Below are 16138 nucleotides of genomic sequence, written 5' to 3'. Positions count from 1 at the left end.
GTGACCATGGCACCTCACCAGTGGCGCGTGAAGCCCGCCCTGCCCGCGGTCAAACTCCTCGGCGCGGCGGCCCTGATCGCCCTGGTGGCGGCGTTCGGAAGACGGGATCCTGTGCAGTGGGTGCTGGTAGTCGTGGCCGGTCTCGGCCTGGCCGCCTGGGGGTTCCGTGACCTGATTCACCCCGTCCGGCTGGCGGCGGACATCACCGGCGTCACCGTGGCCGTGGGCTTCGCCGGGCGACGTCACCTGCCGTGGTCGCGGATCGAGCGGATCAGGGTCGACCGCCGCGCCCGCCGCGGGATCCGCAGCGAACTGCTGGAGATCGACGCGGGGGAGAGCCTGCATCTTTTCGGCGCTCCCGAGCTGGGCGCGGCACCGGAGGACGTGGCGCGGGCCCTCCAGCAGCTCTCAGAGCAGAGCCAAGGTGCGGTAGATCGCGATCATCAGTAGGAGGACGAACACCGTCGCCAGCCCGGCGCCCTGCACGAGGTTGCGCTTCGCCCGCGGCGCGTACGCCAGGATCGCCGCGACGACGGCGCCGGTGAGGAGGCCGCCGAGGTGGCCCGCGATCGAGACGCCGGTGACCGCGAAGGTGAAGATCACGTTGATGACGATCACGGGGAGGATCGGGGCGACGCTCAGCTTGAGGCGCTTGAGCAGCACGAAGATGGCCGCCATCAGGCCGAAGACCGCGGTGGAGGCGCCGGCCGTGCTCTGGTTGGGCGGCGAGAAGACGTACGCCGCGACGTTGCCGCCGAGCCCGGCGAGCGCGTAGAGGCCGACGAAGCGCAGCGGTCCGAGCGCCCGTTCGAGGTCGCGGCCGAGGATCCACAGTGCGTACATGTTCATCAGCAGATGCAGCACGCCGTAGTGCAGGAACATGGCCGTGATCAGGCGATACCACTCGCCGTTGCCGGCGATGCCGTGCACGTCGACGTCGCCGGCCGGGCCGTAGACCGCGCCGCCGAGGACGGCGCCCCACCGAGTCAGCGGGGTGTCGCTGCCGAGGAGGCCGCCCCAGCCGCCGCCGGCGACGGCGTTCGCGCCTCCGGACATGATGGAGGCGATCATGACGAACACATTGATGCCGACGAGGACCTTCGTGGCCGTGCCGGAACGGCCGGCCGCGCTCCCGCCGAAGGCGGTGCGGGCCGACCGCTGAGTGCGCCGCCCCTCGGCGACGCATTCCGGGCACTGGTGGCCGACCGAGGCCTCGTTCATGCAGTCCGGGCAGATCGGCCGCTCACAGCGGGCGCACCGGACATAGGTCTCCTTCGACGGGTGTCGGTAACAGACCGGAACCGTCACCGGAGACTCACTCATGTGTCAGAGACTAACCGGCGACCCGATCGATCTCGACGCGCTCGATGACGACGTCCTCGCGCGGACGGTCGCCGGGGCCCGTCGGCGTGGTGGCGATCGAGTCCACGACCTTGGCGGACTGCTCGTCGGCGACCTGGCCGAAGATGGTGTGCCGCCGGTTGAGGTGGGGGGTCGGGCTGACCGTGATGAAGAACTGCGAGCCGTTCGTACCCGGGCCGGCGTTCGCCATGGCGAGCAGGTACGGACGGTCGAACTGCAGCTCCGGGTGGAACTCGTCGGCGAACTGGAAGCCCGGGCCGCCGCGGCCGGTGCCCGTCGGGTCACCCATCTGGATCATGAAGTTGGCGATGACCCGGTGCGAGATGGTCCCGTCGTAGTACGGGCCGCTGCCCTTCTGGCCGGTCCGCGGGTCGGTGTAGTCCTTGGTGCCCTCCGCAAGCTCCACGAAGTTGCGCACGGTGGCCGGCGCGTGGTCCGGGAAGAGCTGGAGCCGGATCGGACCGTGGTTGGTGTGCAGGGTGGCGTAAAGCTTCTCAGCCACGGGTACTCCTAACGGGTGTCGCGGTCGCCGGTCCGCTGGCGTAGGGACCGGCGCTGGACAGTTCTTTGCAGTTCGGATCCTGCCCCATGTGTCAGAACCGGGTACGCGGGGGTACCCAAGAGGGCAGCATGGACCCGGGAGAGAACCACAGGAGGTGCACTGGTGTTCGCAACTATGCGACGTAAGAACCGCAACGCGAAGATGAAGAGCGAGCTCGGCCAGAGCGTTGATCACTTCAAGCGTGCGGCCTCGCTCGCCGCCCAGGAGACCAGCGCCACCGTGGGGCCCAAGATCGCCGCCGCGCGTGACCGCGTCCAGCCGGCGGCCAGCAAGGCGAAGGGCGCGGCGACCAGCGGCTGGGACAGCGCCATCGCGACGCTCGGGCCCCTGATGGCCGCGGCGAGCGACAACGCCAAGCAGACCGGCAGGAAGACGGCGAAGGCCAACCAGAAGGCCGCCAAGTCGAGCAGGAAGAACGCCAAGAAGCTGGAGAAGAAGGCCAGCAAGGCGACCGGCAGGAAGAGCAGCGGCGGCAGGCTGGTGAAGCTCGCGCTCGCCGGCGCCGCGATCGGCGCGGCGGGAGCCTACGTGATGCGCAAGCGGCGCGCCGACCAGTGGGACGAGTACGACCCGACCCGCCCGCTGAGCAGCACCACCGGAGCCGACGACGCGGCGTTCGAGCCCGGCGACCTGTCCGGCCAGTCGGGCTTCGTCACGCCGGCCGGCAGCTCCGAACCGGCCGTCGGCGCGGTCGGTTCCGACCCTGCGTTGATGCCCGACAGCAAGAAGATCTGACCCCTCGGTTCGCCACCGTACGGCGGGCGGGCTCCCCGGCACGGGAGTTCGCCCGCCGTCGTGCGTGTCCGTCAGTCGTTGCGCGCGGCGTTGGCCTCGCCGGCGCGTACCGGATCGAGGGAGGGTCCCTGCGGCAGCAGGGCGGCCAACTGGCCCGGGACGGCCTGGGGTTCGACGCCGCCGTAGCCGAGCTTGGCCAGCACGTCGCGGCCGGCCAGGGGGTAACGGCGCCCGGTGTCGGTGACGATGCTGACCGTGCCGCTGCCGGCGGGAGCGTTCGGCGAGGCGACGGAGACCACCACGGCGCCCTTGCCCCGCGGCACGTGCACCCGGTCGGCGCGGACGCCGCCCGGCACGGCCGGCTCACCCGCCACCGCGGCGCCCTCGGGCAGGACCGGGCCGATCCGGACGACGACGCCGCCGTTCGCGGCACCGTCGTAGGTCAGGCAGACGCTGTCCGGGCCGTTGAGCAGTACGGGCACGGCGGGCGGCAGGCCGGCCGCGTTCGCGTCGGCGACGAGCTGCGTCCCCGGGCCGGAGCGGGGCATGTTGCCGTAGGTGGTGGTCGAGATCGCGGTGGGGGCCGACGCCCCCGGCTCGGCCTGCATCAGGCTGGCCTGCACCTCGGTGAGGTCGGCCACGCCGTCCTCGAGCACGACACCCCACTGGTCGGGCGTGTTGCCCTCGCTCTCGACACGCAGGAGCTGCCCCACGTCGAGATCGGGCCCGGCCTCGGAGCGCGCGCCGAGGTCGCCGAGCGAGGGCGGTCCGAGGTCGGGACCGATCGGGACCGCGTTGATCCAGGCCGCGGCGACCGGCAGGGCTTCCTGGTTCCACCGGAACCGGACCCGGATCTGCTGGAGGCGCTCGGGAGGGACGCGGAAGCGCTTGTTGTTGTAGACCAGGAAAGTCCGGTCGGAGGTGTCGGTGACCAGCAGGCCCCGGAGCTGGTCGGGCGGGGTGTCCGCGCGCGGCACGGGCAGCTCGGTGCCGCCGCCGACGCCGTCGCCGATCGACAGCACGCTCTGCGGCGCGTCGGAGCCGCCCTGCGCCTGCGGTGCCTGCGAGCACACCGTCCAGACGTTCTTGAGCAGGCCGCCCTTGGCCGGCGGCAGCGAGTCGGGCGCGTCCGGAATGCCCAGCGGCTCGCCGAGCGGGACCTTGGCGAGGCTCTCGCGGGAGGCGTTCTTCAGCTCGGGGGTGGGGGAGTTGGCGATCAGCATCCCGGAGACGTAGTTGAGCACCGGGTGCATCTTCTCGTCGGACTTCAGGTAGACGTAGCGCGCGCCGGTGCCCTTCTCGAGGAAGACCACCGCGTCGTTTCTCGGGTCGACCGTGCTGCGGCCCGTGAGCAGGCCGTAGAGAGCGGCGCCACCGACCGCGAGCGCGGCCACGACGACGCCGACCAGCACCGTGGTGCCGGCCTTGCGCAGCGGGGAGCGGTGGGGATCGGGGTCATGGGTGACGAGTGCGGCCACCACTCGCTGCTGCGCGTACTGGTACGAGTGCAGCTGATCCTGCCGAGACGGCACGCGACTTCCCTCCCCGCGATGACCTCGCCACTCTAGAGGCCGGGCACCCGCTACAACCAACCGTTGCGGCGGAAGGCACGGTAGAGCAGCACGGAGATCAGCAGCATCACCGTGATCACGCCCGGATAGCCGTACTGCCAGCCGAGCTCCGGCATGTGCTCGAAGTTCATCCCGTAGACGCCGGCGAACGCGGTCCAGATGGCCGAGATGCCGGCCCAGGCGGCGATCTTGCGCATGTCGTTGTTCTGGTCGACGGTCACCTGCGCCAGGCGCGCCTGCAGGATCGAGTTCAGCAGGTCGTCGTAGGAGGAGACTTGTTCGACCGTACGCGTCAAATGGTCCTGCACGTCCCGGAAGTAGCGCCGCATCTCCTTGGGCACCAGCCGGCTCTGCGGTGCGGTGATGGTCGCGAGCGGGCGCTGCAGCGGGACGACCGCCCGGCGGAACTCCACGATCTCGCGCTTCATCTGGTAGATCGCCTGCACCGGGCTGCCGGTGTCCCGCGAGAAGGCGCCCTCCTCGAGGATGTCGAGGTCCGCCTCGACCTGGTCGGCCACCTCGACGTACGCGTCCACGACCCGGTCGGTGACCGCGTACGCGACCGCCCACGGCCCCTGCGCCAGCAGGTCTCCCCGCGCCTCCATGTCGGCCCGGACCGGCGCGAGCCGGGTGGCGTCCCCATGCCGGACGGTGATCACGAACCGGTCGCCGACGAAGATCATCACCTGGCCGGTCTCGACGACCTGCGACGTCTCGGTGAGTTCGCCGTGCGGCACGTAGCGGGCGGTGCGCAACACCAGGAAGTGCACAGCGCCGAACTGCTCGAGCTTGGGCCGCTGCTCGGCCTTGACCGCGTCCTCGACGGCGAGCTCGTGCAGGTTGTAGATGCGGGCGATCGCGGACATCTCGTCCTGCGACGGCTCGTGCAGCCCGAGCCAGACGAAGGCGTTGTCCCGGTTGCAGGCCTCGTGCAGGGCCTCGTCCGGGGAGAACTCGCCGGGCTCCCGCTTGCCGTCGACGTAGACGCCGCAGTCGACGACCGCGCTGCCGAGGAATTGCTCGCTCGGCGCGGGAACCGGCTCGTCGGTGGTGCCGAGGAACCGGTTCATCGCCCTGACGGGTGCGGTCCACGCCCGCGACAGCGACCTGTTCACGCCGGTCGTCCGAATGCGGCGCAGGCTGCTCTCGCTCATGACTGCCTCCCCCAGGGTGATCCGCCCGAACCTCGGCGACGGGCCTGCCCGAGGTTACGCCCGCGAAGGTGCCCCGTTCGCAGCCCACTTACGCCGCACGGGTAGGTGGAGGGTGGCGCCGGGCGGACCGGCCGCATTCCGGGGGGTGAGGGTGCGAGCGGCCCGCCCGGCGCCGGGGGCGGGGTAAAGGTCATCGCGTCACACCGCATGCTCGCGCGCTTGACGCCGCAAGCATTGTGGGCCGAATGCCGGTCCCGGGGGAAACCCGGAACCGGCAGGACGGCCCAACTGTCAGAAATCCGACAGTCGGGCAGGTATCAGGCGCGGACCTCGGCGATCGCCTCGGCCAGCCGTCGGACGCCCTCGTCGATCTGGTCGACGGTCACCGCGGAGAAGGCCAGACGGACGGAGTGCTTGCCGCCATCGAGCAGGAAGTCGCTGCCCTTGACGATGGCCACACCCTTCTTCATGGCCGCAGGGAACAGCGCGTCCACGTCCACGTCGTCCGGCAGGTCCACCCAGAGGAAGTAGCCGCCGTCCGGCTCGGTGAAGGTCGCACCCGGGATGTGCGTACGGATCGAGGCGGCCAGCACCTGCGCCCGCTCCGCCAGGGCCGCGCTCACCGTTCGGATCGAGCGGTCGATGTCGCCGGAGACGCAGAACTGGTGCACGATCGCCTCGGACACCATGCCGGGCGAGATGTAGAGGTTGGTGGCCTTCTTGGCGATCGCGTCGATGAGCGCGGCCGGGCCGACGAGATAGCCGACGCGGACACCCGGGCACACGGTCTTGGTGAAGCTCGACGCGTGCACGACCGAGTTGTTCTCGTCCATCGAGAGCATCGAGGGCAGCGCCTCGCCGCGGAACCGGATGTCCACGTACGGGTCGTCCTCGAAGATCACGAAGCCGTACTCGGCGGCGAGGGCGAGCAGTGCCCGCCGCTTTTCCAGCGAAAGGGTGACACCCGCCGGGTTCTGGTAGTTCGGAATGATGTGCGCGAGCTTCGGGCGCAGGCCGTTCTCCAGCAGGCCGCGCAGCTCGTCGACGTCTATGCCGTTCGGCTGGATGGTGACCTGGTGCACCTTGCCGCCGAGGTTCTGCAGGTTCAGCAGGGTGCGGTCGTACGTCGGCTTCTCGACGATCACGTCGTCACCGGCCTGGACCAGGTGGTTGAAGAGGAACGCGTCCGCCTGCAACGAGCCGTTGGTGACGATGACCTGCTCCGGGGCGACCCCGTGCTTCTCCGCGATCCACTTCCGCAGCGGAACGTAACCGACGGACGTGCCGTAGGCGGTCACCCCGGCCGGGTCGGCGTCGAAGGCCCGCGCGGCGGCGGCCTTCAGGCCCGCCACGTCGACGATGTCCAGGGACGGGGCGCCCCGGGCGAATGAGATCAGCTGCTCAGCGGTCATGCGCACAAGCTTACGAGCAGGCTCTATATCATTTTTCGGCGTGTGCCTTGACCCCTTGCGCGTCGCCGGTGCTCTCGTCGTGGACGACGAGGGCCGCATGTTCTTTCAGCGACGCTCCGCCGAACGCAAGCTTTTCCCGAACACCTGGGACATCGTGGGCGGCCACGTGGAACCCGGCGAAACGGTCACCGAGGCGCTGGCGCGGGAGTTGTTCGAGGAAACCGGCTGGCGCCTCGCCGCCGTCCTGGGGATCGCCGGCGAGCACACGTGGACCGGCGACGACGGAGTCGACCGCCGTGAAACGGATTTCCTCGTCCGCGTCGAGGGCGACCTGTCCCGGCCCAGACTGGAGGAGGGCAAGCACACGGAGTGCCGCTGGCTCGGCCCGGACGAACTGGCGGTGCTGGACGAGAATCGGGAGCTGGACGACGGGATCATCCGCCGGATCGCCGAGGAGGGCTTCGCGGTCCTGCGCACTCTCGGTGTATGAGCGCACGGTTATCCTCGGCAGGCACCCTCCTCGACCCGGAAGGACCACCATGATCGGTCTGGTACTCGCCGCCGGCGCCGGACGCAGGCTGCGTCCGTACACGGACACGCTGCCGAAGGCGCTCGTCCCCGTGGACGGGGAGACCACGATCATGGACATCTCGCTGCGCAACCTCGCGGCCGCGGGGCTCACCGACGTGACGGTCGTCGTCGGCTACTGCGCCGGCGCGGTCGAGGAGCGCAAGGACGCCTTCGAGCGCAAGTACGGCGTGAAGATCAGCCTCGTGCACAACGACAAGGCCGAGGAGTGGAACAACGCGTACTCGCTGTGGCTGGCGCGTGACCACTTCGCCCAGGGTGCACTGCTGGTCAACGGCGACACCGTGCACCCGGTCAGCATCGAGCACACCCTGCTGGCCCAGCGGGGGCCCGGCATCCTGCTGGCCGTCGACAACGTCAAGAAGCTGGCCGACGAGGAGATGAAGACGGTCTTCTCGGCCGACGGCCGGCTCACGAAGATCACGAAGCTGATGGATCCGGCCGACGCCTTCGGCGAATACATCGGCGCCACGGTCATCGAGGCCTCCGCGGCCGCCGAGCTGGCCGACTCGCTCAAGACCACCTGGGAGCGCAACCCCGACCTGTACTACGAGGACGGCTACCAGGAGTACGCCAACCGCGGCGGCGAGATCCGCGCGGCGACCATCGGCGACGTCCCGTGGGTCGAGGTGGACAACCACGAGGACCTGGCCAAGGCCCGGGACATCGCATGCCGTTACTAGCCCGCAGCGTCCAGACCCCCCTGCACATCGACGTACGCCGGGGGGCGGTCGCGGATCTGGGCACCATCCTGGCCGACGGGCGCATCTCCTCCGGCGGCGATGTCGCGGTGGTGGTGGGGCCCGGCCAGGGCGAGAAGATCGCCGAGCTGATCCGGCCGACGCTGGACTCTGCCGACGTCTTCACCACCAGCGGCGGCACGCTGGACGCTGCGCTGGAGCTGAGCGCCAAGTTGCGCACCCGCACCTACGACGCGGTCGTCGGCGTCGGCGGCGGCAAGACCATCGACGCGGCGAAGTATGCGGCGAACCGCTGGGGCATGCCGATGGTCTCGGTGGCGACCAGCCTCGCTCACGACGGCATCGCCTCCCCGGTCGCGAGCCTGATCAACGACGGCATCAAGGGCTCCTACGGGGTGCACATCCCCTACGCCGTCATCGTCGACCTGGACTTCGTCGAAAACGGCCCGGAACGGGTCAACCGCGCCGGCATCGGCGACGTGATCAGCAACATCAGCGCCCTGGCCGACTGGGACCTGGGCCGCGAGGTGCGCGGCGAGCCGGTCGACGGCCTGGCCGCCTCGCTGTCGCGCGTCGGCGCCGAGGCGATGCTGACCATGCCGGGCGACATGCACGACGACGCCTTCGTCACGGTCCTCGCCGAAACCCTGATCTCGAGCGGCCTGGCCATGGCGGTGTGCGGCAGCAGCCGGCCGTGCAGCGGCGGGTGCCACGAGATCATCCACGCCACCGACACCCTGTTCCCAGGCACCGGCTCGCATGGGGAGCTGGCGGGGTTGGGGGCGTTGTTCTGCACGTTCCTGCGGGGGGACGAGCGGCGTTTCGCGCAGATGTCGGACTGCCTGGCCCGCCATCAGCTCCCGCGGACACCGGCCGACGTCGGCCTGGAGCCGCAGCAGTTCGTCGAGGTGGTGCAGTTCGCCCCGAGGACCAGGCCGGACCGCTACACGATTCTCGAGCACCTCGCCCTGTCCCGGGACGAGATCAGCAGGAAGCTGGCCGAATATGTCGACGCCGTCGCCGACCGCTGACCCCCGAGGCTCCGCCCCGATCCCCGGCCGCGGCCAGGCCGCGGGCGGGTCCGGAGTCAGCCGTCAGAACGCCGGTCAACCCGGAGACGCCGGCGGACCCGCCGGCGCCGGGGGCGCCGCACCACCGGGAGGCCCGGACCCGACCCGGGTGGCGGGCGGCGCCCCGCCGTCGGGCGGACCGCATGCGACGACGGCTCCGGGAGCGGCGCCGACCGCCGCCGACTACTACGCCGTCAACCGCGGCGGCGGGCTGTTCAGTGAGGCGATCAGCCAGCGCATCGGCGCCCGGATCGCGGTGTTCGCCCATAAGCGCCGCCTCGCGCCCACCGTGCTCACGGTGGCCAACCTGGGGCTGAGCTGCCTCGTGTCGTTCGTCGTCGTCGCGGCGGCGGGCCCGGTGGCCGAGGACCACGTGTGGGCCTGGCCGGTCGGCCTGCTCGCCCTGGTCGGCTGGCAGTTCGCGTACGCCCTGGACTGCGCGGACGGCCAGCTTGCCCGCGTCACCGGGCAGACCAGCCCGGCCGGTGGCAGGGTCGACGTCCTCTGCGACGTGGCGGCGCAGGTCGCCCTGGTGGCGGCCCTGGCCGCGACCGCCGAGGCGCAGGTTCCGGCGACCCCGGCCTGGCTTCTCGCCGCGTTCGCGGGCACCTGGATGGTCAACCTGGTCACCTCGGTCATGCAGACCGGGTCGCAGGCGGCCAGCATGGTCACCAGCCGGTCGCTGCCGGTCCGCCTGGTCAAGCTGGTTCGCGACTACGGCGCCGTGATCGCGCTGGCCGGGGTGGTCCTCACCGTCGCACCGCAGGCAAGCATCTGGGTCATCGGCGCGTTCACCCTGGTCAACGGGGCGTTCCTGGCGGCCAGCATCGCCTTCTCGGGCCGCGAGTCCCTCCGCGGCTGACCGCACGCGCGCCAGGTTGATCGCGGTGGCAAACTCGTGAGCGGAGTGATCCGCTACCGGCTGAGGCCGTTGTAGACGTCGATGAGCTGCTTGGTGACCACGTCGGGGTGGAAGGCCCGCAGGTAGCGGTCCCGGGCCGCCGCGGCGAAGCTCCCCGCCTCCGCGCGCGCGACCGGCAGCGCTGCGGCCAGCGCCTCGGGCTCCGGCCGCACCGCCCACCCGGCAGGAGCCGTCGCGCTCTCGCCGGCGGGGCCGGGCAGATCGCTCTCGCCGGCGGGGCCGCGGAGGTCTCTTCCGCCGGCCGGGCCGCGCAGATCTTCCTCGCCGGCGAGGCCGAGCAGATAGGGGATGCCGCCGACGTCGGTGCCGAGCACCGGGCGACCGGCGGCCATCGCCTCGAGGATGACCGTGGGCAGCACGTCGTTCCAGGTCGGTACGGCCACGATCACCGCGGCGTCGCGCCGGGCCGCCGCCATGCCTCCGGCGTCGAGGGCGCCGAGGTAGGTCACGTCGTCGCGCTCGGCGGCGGCGCGCTCGGCCAGCGGGCGCAGATCGCCGTCGCCGGCGATGCGGAGCGGCCCGAGGGCGCCGTCGGGGTGCCGCCGCCAGGCGTCGAGGAGCAGGGCGAGACCCTTCTCCGGGGACAGGCGGGCGGCGTACAGGAAACCGTCTCCCAGCGGTGCCGGCTCTCCGGGGTCCGGCAGCCCGTTGGGTTTGACCACGATGCGGTCGTCCGGAATGCCGTAGTCGGCGAGGTGCGCGGCGATCTGCCCGGTGAGCGCGATGTAGCGGTCCACGGACTTCCACGTCGAGCGGTGCACGGCCAGCGTGGTCGCCATCAGCGCGCTCTGTGCCGCCGACCCGCGGTAGCACCTGTGCCGGATCGCCGGCCACCCGAGCGCCTTGCCCCGGCAGTCGGTGCAGTTGTGCCCGTCGCGGAAGTACAGCCCCGAGGCGCAGACCTGCCGGTAGTTGTGGACGGTTTGGACGACCGGCACGCCGTGCGCGTGCGCGGTGCGCACCACCCAGGGCGACAGCAGCGGGTACGGGTTGTGCAAATGGATCAGGTCCGGCTTCTCCCGCCGCAACAGTTCGGCGAGGTCCCGTTGCGCCGCCCGGCCGTAGATGGGCGACACCGGCAGCAGCGCCTTCTGGACGGCCGGCAGGTCGCCGATCGAGTCGGAGGCGCGCTGGAACGGCAGCACGTCGACGCCCGCCGCGGTGAGCTGGGCGATCTCCGTGTCGACGATGACGTTCTCCCCCGAGGGGATGGCCTCGCGATACCGGTTGTGCGCAACGACGACCTTCACGGCGACAAACGCTACCGTGGTGACGTGCCTGAGTTGCCCGAGGTCGAGGCGCTCGCCGCATATCTGCGGGAGCGTGCGGTCGGCCATGTCGTGGAGCGCTTCGAGGTGTCCTCGTTCAGCGCCCTGAAAACGTACGACCCGGCGCCGAGCACGGTCGCGGGTCTGCCGGTCACCGGCGCCGGCCGGCACGGCAAGTTCCTCGACGTGTCGCTCGGGGACGATCTGCATCTGGTGGTGCACCTCGCCCGGGCGGGGTGGCTGCACTATCGCGACTCCTTCAAGTCGCCCGCGCCACTCAAGCCCGGCAGCGGGCCGATCGCGCTGCGGGTGCGCCTCGACGACGGCTCCGGCTTCGACCTGACGGAAGCCGGCACGCAGAAGTCGCTGGCCGCCTATCTCGTGCGCGACCCGGCCGAGGTGCCGGGCGTGTCGCGGCTGGGCCCGGACGCGCTGGCGGTGAGCCGCGACGAGTTCGCCGAGCGCATCCGCGGCCGCAACGGGCAGATCAAGGGCGTGCTCACCGACCAGGAGGTGCTCGCCGGGATCGGCAACGCCTACTCCGACGAGATCCTGCACGTCGCGAAGATGTCGCCGTTCGCGCTGACCGGCAAGCTGACCGACGAGCAGATCACCACGCTGTACGAGGCCACCCGGCAGGTCGAGACCGACGCGGTGGCCCGGTCGGTGGGGCAGAAGGCGGCCGAGCTCAAGGGCGAGAAGCGGGCCGGGATGCGGGTGCACGCGCGCACCGGCCTGCCCTGCCCGGTGTGCGGCGACACAGTCCGAGAGGTCTCGTTCGCGGACAAGAGCCTTCAGTACTGCCCCACCTGCCAGACGGGTGGTAAGCCACTGGCCGATCGACGGCTCTCCAAGTTAATTCGGTAGTAACACAGCGTAAGCGGGTGGTTTCCGGGGGGAAAGCGACCACAACGTCCCCTTCTACTACGTCGTTCCATCGGTATAGTGGCCCGGTCCCACGCTTCGTCCGCGATGCAGAGGGGACCGGCCCCGCCGGAACCCCACGGGGCCGTGGCGGTGCGTAATGTTCTCGGTGTGGGCGGTACGTGATGCGGGAGGACAAAAGCGAGGTGACCACGAGCCTCCAACGCCCGGCGACGAGCCCCAGCAAGAGCCGGAGCGGCATGCCGTACGACAGCTTTGAGTGGCAGCAGGAGCCGCCGAACAACGGCGTGCCCCGGTCCGTGTGGACGCGGTCGCACCGCAGACTGTCGCGCTGGCATCGGCCGTACACGGCGATCCTGGTCGTTCTCGATCTTCTCTCCGCGGTGCTCGCGAGCGCGCTCGCCGTCACCTTCATCGAGCAGGCCGGCTCGGGCTTCCAGGGCCACGAGGGTGCCTTCTACGCGTTCGCGTTCGCCGCCCTGCCGCTCGGGTGGTTGATCATCCTCTGGGGCCACGGCAGCTACGACCGCCGCTATCTCGGGCTGGGCAGCGAGGAGTTCAAGCGGGTCGTCCGCGCCTTCGTCACGGTGGTGGCCAGCGTGTCACTGCTGGCCTTCGGCACGAAGACCGAGCTGTCGCGGGTCACGATCGCGTACGTCTCGGTGGCCGCCCTGGTCTTCATCCTGTTCTGCCGCTACTCGGCCCGGCAGATCCTGCACGTGGCGCGCCGCAAGACCGGCCACGGCGCGCACCGGATGATCCTGATGGGCACGCTGCCCGAGGCCCTCGAGGTCTACACCGCGGTCACCCGCAGCCCCGCCGCCGGCCTGATCCCCGTCGCCATCCACATCACCGACGGCTTCGCGGCCACCCGAGGCATCGAGACCCCGGTTCCCGTGTACGCCGCCCGCGACGTGCTCGCCCTCGTGCGGGAGGTCGGCGCCGACACGATCGCGGTCTGCGGCTCGGCCAGCGCGGAGCCGGGCGAGCTGCGCCGCCTGGCCTGGCAGCTCGAGGGCACCGGCGTCGACCTGGTGGTCGCGCCGCAGCTCACCGACATCGCCGGCCCGCGAGTGCACATCCGCCCGATCGAGGGCCTGCCGCTGCTGCACGTGGAGGAGCCCACCCTCTCCGGGCCGGGCTGGCTGGCGAAGAACCTGCTGGACCGGGTGGCCGCCTTCTTCGGCCTACTCGCGCTCTCCCCGGTGCTGGCCCTGATCGCGCTCGGCATCCGGCTGTCCGACCCCGGTCCGGTGTTCTTCCGGCAGCCGCGGGTCGGCCACGAGGGCCGGACGTTCCGGGTCTGGAAGTTCCGCACCATGTACGTCGACGCCGAGGAGCGCAAGGCCAGCCTGGAGGAGCTCAACGACTCCGACGGCATGCTCTTCAAGATGAAGAACGACCCGCGCATCTTCTCCTTCGGCAACAAGCTGCGGGCGACCTCGCTGGACGAGCTGCCGCAGCTCATCAACGTGCTGAAGGGCGAGATGTCGCTGGTCGGGCCGCGCCCGCTGCCCGCCGACGACGGCGACTACCTCGGCGACGTGCGCCGCCGGCTGCTGGTCCGGCCCGGAATAACAGGTCTGTGGCAGGTGTCGGGGCGCTCCGACCTGTCGTGGGACGAGGCGGTCCGCCTCGACCTGTACTACGTCGACAACTGGTCGCTGACCTACGACCTGAGCATCCTGTGGCGCACGATCGGCGTGGTCCTCAAGCGCAAGGGTGCCTATTAGTCACGGCCCCACCTGGCGCTCCGCGGGTGTTGCGGTCAGGATGCGTGCGTGAGCGGTCAGGCCGGAAGCGTCCTCGCGGTCGTCGTCGTGCTCGCGGCCCTGACCGGGGCCGTCGTGGCGGTGCTCCGCCTGCGGGCTCGGCGGGGGATCGCCACGCCTGGTCAGCGGGCCACGTACGAGGTGCTCCACGCCGCATCCCTCGCCGCCGAACCCCTGCGCAGCGGCCTCACCTCCGCGTCGGCCGGCAAGGCCGTGCGGCACCTGCGCCGGCTGGTCGGCGCACCCGGGCTGATCGTCAGCGACGGCGAGGGCTGCCTGGCCTCCGACGGCCGGGGAAGCCACCACACCGACCAGTTCGTGGCCGCGGCCGGGCGCGCGGTCACCGGCAACCGGTCGATCGTACTGGGGACCAAGGACCTGCCCTGCGACCGGATCGACTGCGTCGTGCGCGGCGCCGTCGTGACACCGCTGACCGGCACCGACGGGCAGGCGCTCGGCGCGCTGGTGGCGGTGGCCGACGACCAGCCGGCGCCGGGACTCGTGCAGGCGACCATGGAGACCGCACGGTGGGCCGGCTCGCAGGTCGCCCTGGCGGAGCTGGACTCGTCCCGGGAACGACTGGCCCGCGCCGAGGTACGCGCGCTGCGCGCCCAGATCAGCCCGCACTTCATCTACAACGCGCTGACCGCGATCGCGTCGTTCGTACGTACGGATCCCGAGCGGGCCCGGGAGTTGATCCTGGAGTTCGCCGAGTTCACCCGCTACTCGTTCCGGGCGCACGGGGAGTTCACCACGCTCGCCGAGGAGCTGCGGTCGATCGACCGCTACCTGACCATCGAGCGCGCCCGCTTCGGCGACCGGCTGCAGGTCCGGCTCCAGATCGCGCCGGAGGTGCTGCCCGTCGGGCTGCCGTTCCTGTGCCTGCAACCCCTGGTGGAGAACGCCGTACGGCACGGCCTGTCGCGCAAGCCGGGCGTCGGTATGGTGAGCATCGAGGCGCGGGACGCCGGGGCCGAGTGCCACATCACGGTGGAGGACGACGGCGTCGGCATGGATCCGGCGGCGCTGGCCGAGGGGGTGGCCGAGGCCGCGAACGGCGACGGCGACGACGCGGGCCGGCACGTGGGTCTCTCCAACGTGGACGAGCGGCTGCGCTCGGTCTTCGGCGACCATTTCGGCCTGGTGGTGGAGACGGCGCCGGGCGCGGGGACGAAGGTGAGCATGCGGGTGCCGAAATTCCATCCAGGGGTTCGGGCATGAGTCTCGTCGTGCCGGCCGTCGCGACCCGCCTGAGGCGCCGGCCTCGGGAGGTCCGGGCATGAGTCTCGTCGTGCTGGCCGTGGATGACGAGCCGCCCGCGCTGGATGAGCTCGCGTATCTGCTCAATGCCGACGGCCGGGTGGCGTATGTGCACCGCGCCGGGGACGCCACCGAGGCTCTGCGGGTCCTGCGGGATGTCGAGGTCGACGCCGTCTTCCTGGACATCCGCATGCCCGGCCTGGACGGCATGGAGCTCGCCAGGGTCTTGCGCCGCTTCGCCCGTCCGCCGGCGATCGTGTTCGTGACGGCGTACGACGACGGCGCGGTGGACGCCTTCGCCCTGGGCGTCACCGACTACGTCCGCAAGCCGGTGCGTGCCGAACGCCTCGGTGAGTCGCTGCGCCGGGTCGCCGGCCTGCGCGCGGCCCGGCCCGTACCCACGCAGCGGCATGAGGAGCCGAGCATCCCGATCGAGCTGGCCGGCACCACCCGCATGCTGCCGCGGTCGTCGGTGCGCTGGGTGGAGGCGCAGGGCGACTACGCCCGGCTGCACACCGCCGACGCCTCCCACCTGGTCCGGGTCTCTCTGGCGACGCTCGCCGAGCGCTGGGCGGATGCCGGATTCGTGCGTATCCACAGGTCGTACCTGGTGCAGTTGCGGCTGGTCGCCGAGCTGCGGCTCACCCCGTCGGGCTATGTGGTGATCGTCGACGGCGCGGAGCTGCCGGTGAGCCGCCGTCACACGCGCGAGCTCAAGGACAAGCTCATCCGCGCCGCGAAGAACGACTGGACCCGCTGAATCCACAGCGTTATCCACAGACCCCGCCGCGTTGTCCCCAGAGTTATCCACAGGCATCCGATCTTCACAAGGTATCCACAACTCCACCCCCCTCCCTGCACGGCTGGTCAATAGGC

The 16138-nt window shown here is 71.0% G+C and carries 16 protein-coding genes; 10 read left to right on the top strand and 6 right to left on the bottom strand.

The window, feature by feature from the left end; all coding sequences use genetic code 11:
* Positions 1-6 precede the first annotated feature (6 nt).
* The gene (locus EDD30_RS20210) at positions 7-450 is read left to right on the top strand and encodes a PH domain-containing protein (RefSeq protein ID WP_071806667.1); all 444 of its coding nucleotides are present in this window, start codon (positions 7-9) and stop codon (positions 448-450) included.
* Here the strand turns inward: EDD30_RS20210 and EDD30_RS20205 are convergent.
* Both EDD30_RS20205 and EDD30_RS20200 read right to left on the bottom strand, forming a co-directional pair.
* Entirely contained in the window at positions 409-1323 is a 915-nt protein-coding gene (locus tag EDD30_RS20205) for a rhomboid family intramembrane serine protease (RefSeq protein ID WP_071806664.1), read from the bottom strand. The two genes, EDD30_RS20210 and EDD30_RS20205, sit on opposite strands and share 42 nt — an antisense overlap.
* A gap of 10 nt (positions 1324-1333) precedes the next feature.
* Positions 1334-1864, bottom strand: a complete 531-nt coding sequence (locus tag EDD30_RS20200) for a peptidylprolyl isomerase (protein WP_071806665.1) — start codon at positions 1862-1864, stop codon at positions 1334-1336.
* A gap of 162 nt (positions 1865-2026) precedes the next feature.
* On the opposite strand from EDD30_RS20200, the gene EDD30_RS20195 reads away from it, so the two are divergent.
* Positions 2027-2659, top strand: coding sequence for a hypothetical protein (locus tag EDD30_RS20195; RefSeq protein ID WP_084556564.1), 633 nt, complete (start codon positions 2027-2029; stop codon positions 2657-2659).
* A 71-nt stretch (positions 2660-2730) separates the two neighbouring features.
* Here EDD30_RS20195 and eccB read toward each other — a convergent pair whose 3' ends face one another.
* From eccB to EDD30_RS20180, 3 genes are all read right to left on the bottom strand, one after another.
* On the bottom strand, positions 2731-4191 hold the full coding sequence (gene eccB, locus EDD30_RS20190; protein WP_071807308.1) for a type VII secretion protein EccB: 1461 nt from the start codon (positions 4189-4191) through the stop codon (positions 2731-2733).
* 50 nt (positions 4192-4241) lie between these two features.
* Entirely contained in the window at positions 4242-5384 is a 1143-nt protein-coding gene (gene corA / locus EDD30_RS20185) for a magnesium/cobalt transporter CorA (protein WP_071807307.1), read from the bottom strand.
* Positions 5385-5701: 317 nt separating this feature from the next.
* Positions 5702-6796, bottom strand: coding sequence for an aminotransferase-like domain-containing protein (locus tag EDD30_RS20180; RefSeq protein ID WP_071807309.1), 1095 nt, complete (start codon positions 6794-6796; stop codon positions 5702-5704).
* Positions 6797-6836: 40 nt separating this feature from the next.
* On the opposite strand from EDD30_RS20180, the gene EDD30_RS20175 reads away from it, so the two are divergent.
* The 4 genes from EDD30_RS20175 (at position 6837) to EDD30_RS20160 (ending at position 10017) form a co-directional block, all read left to right on the top strand.
* Positions 6837-7286, top strand: a complete 450-nt coding sequence (locus EDD30_RS20175) for an NUDIX hydrolase (RefSeq protein WP_244945324.1) — start codon at positions 6837-6839, stop codon at positions 7284-7286.
* Between the two features lie 49 nt (positions 7287-7335).
* Complete coding sequence (locus EDD30_RS20170) at positions 7336-8067, top strand: phosphocholine cytidylyltransferase family protein (RefSeq protein WP_071807305.1); 732 nt, start codon at positions 7336-7338, stop codon at positions 8065-8067.
* Complete coding sequence (locus EDD30_RS20165; protein WP_071807304.1) at positions 8055-9116, top strand: iron-containing alcohol dehydrogenase family protein; 1062 nt, start codon at positions 8055-8057, stop codon at positions 9114-9116. The genes EDD30_RS20170 and EDD30_RS20165 overlap by 13 nt, the downstream gene beginning before the upstream one ends.
* A gap of 148 nt (positions 9117-9264) precedes the next feature.
* The gene (locus tag EDD30_RS20160; protein ID WP_123678827.1) at positions 9265-10017 is read left to right on the top strand and encodes a CDP-alcohol phosphatidyltransferase family protein; all 753 of its coding nucleotides are present in this window, start codon (positions 9265-9267) and stop codon (positions 10015-10017) included.
* A gap of 53 nt (positions 10018-10070) precedes the next feature.
* Here EDD30_RS20160 and EDD30_RS20155 read toward each other — a convergent pair whose 3' ends face one another.
* Positions 10071-11327, bottom strand: a complete 1257-nt coding sequence (locus EDD30_RS20155; protein WP_123678372.1) for a glycosyltransferase — start codon at positions 11325-11327, stop codon at positions 10071-10073.
* Between the two features lie 24 nt (positions 11328-11351).
* Here EDD30_RS20155 and EDD30_RS20150 point away from each other — a divergent pair, with 24 nt between their 5' ends.
* The 4 genes from EDD30_RS20150 (at position 11352) to EDD30_RS20135 (ending at position 16022) form a co-directional block, all read left to right on the top strand.
* Positions 11352-12212: an Fpg/Nei family DNA glycosylase gene (locus EDD30_RS20150; RefSeq protein ID WP_071808005.1), complete on the top strand. Its 861-nt coding sequence runs from the start codon at positions 11352-11354 to the stop codon at positions 12210-12212.
* 257 nt (positions 12213-12469) lie between these two features.
* A complete protein-coding gene (locus EDD30_RS20145) occupies positions 12470-13963 on the top strand; it encodes a sugar transferase (protein ID WP_244945622.1) in 1494 nt (497 codons plus the stop codon).
* Positions 13964-14011: 48 nt separating this feature from the next.
* Positions 14012-15223: a sensor histidine kinase gene (locus tag EDD30_RS20140; RefSeq protein ID WP_071808001.1), complete on the top strand. Its 1212-nt coding sequence runs from the start codon at positions 14012-14014 to the stop codon at positions 15221-15223.
* A 58-nt stretch (positions 15224-15281) separates the two neighbouring features.
* Positions 15282-16022, top strand: a complete 741-nt coding sequence (locus EDD30_RS20135; protein WP_071808000.1) for a LytR/AlgR family response regulator transcription factor — start codon at positions 15282-15284, stop codon at positions 16020-16022.
* The last annotated feature ends 116 nt before the right edge of the window (positions 16023-16138 follow it).

This window comes from Couchioplanes caeruleus, from assembly GCF_003751945.1.
Lineage (GTDB): Bacteria > Actinomycetota > Actinomycetes > Mycobacteriales > Micromonosporaceae > Actinoplanes > Actinoplanes caeruleus.
The sequence above is the reverse complement of the archived record's forward strand: the minus strand, read 5'-3'. Positions and strand labels throughout refer to the sequence as shown.

Coding starts and splice junctions, on each gene's coding strand:
- EDD30_RS20210 (WP_071806667.1), top strand. CDS start 7: ATGGCACCTCACCAGTGGCGCGTGAAGCCCGCCCTGCCCGCGGTCAAA.
- EDD30_RS20145 (WP_244945622.1), top strand. CDS start 12,470: ATGCCGTACGACAGCTTTGAGTGGCAGCAGGAGCCGCCGAACAACGGC.
- EDD30_RS20170 (WP_071807305.1), top strand. CDS start 7,336: ATGATCGGTCTGGTACTCGCCGCCGGCGCCGGACGCAGGCTGCGTCCG.
- EDD30_RS20205 (WP_071806664.1), bottom strand. CDS start 1,323: ATGAGTGAGTCTCCGGTGACGGTTCCGGTCTGTTACCGACACCCGTCG.
- EDD30_RS20165 (WP_071807304.1), top strand. CDS start 8,055: ATGCCGTTACTAGCCCGCAGCGTCCAGACCCCCCTGCACATCGACGTA.
- EDD30_RS20180 (WP_071807309.1), bottom strand. CDS start 6,796: ATGACCGCTGAGCAGCTGATCTCATTCGCCCGGGGCGCCCCGTCCCTG.
- corA (WP_071807307.1), bottom strand. CDS start 5,384: ATGAGCGAGAGCAGCCTGCGCCGCATTCGGACGACCGGCGTGAACAGG.
- EDD30_RS20135 (WP_071808000.1), top strand. CDS start 15,282: ATGAGTCTCGTCGTGCTGGCCGTGGATGACGAGCCGCCCGCGCTGGAT.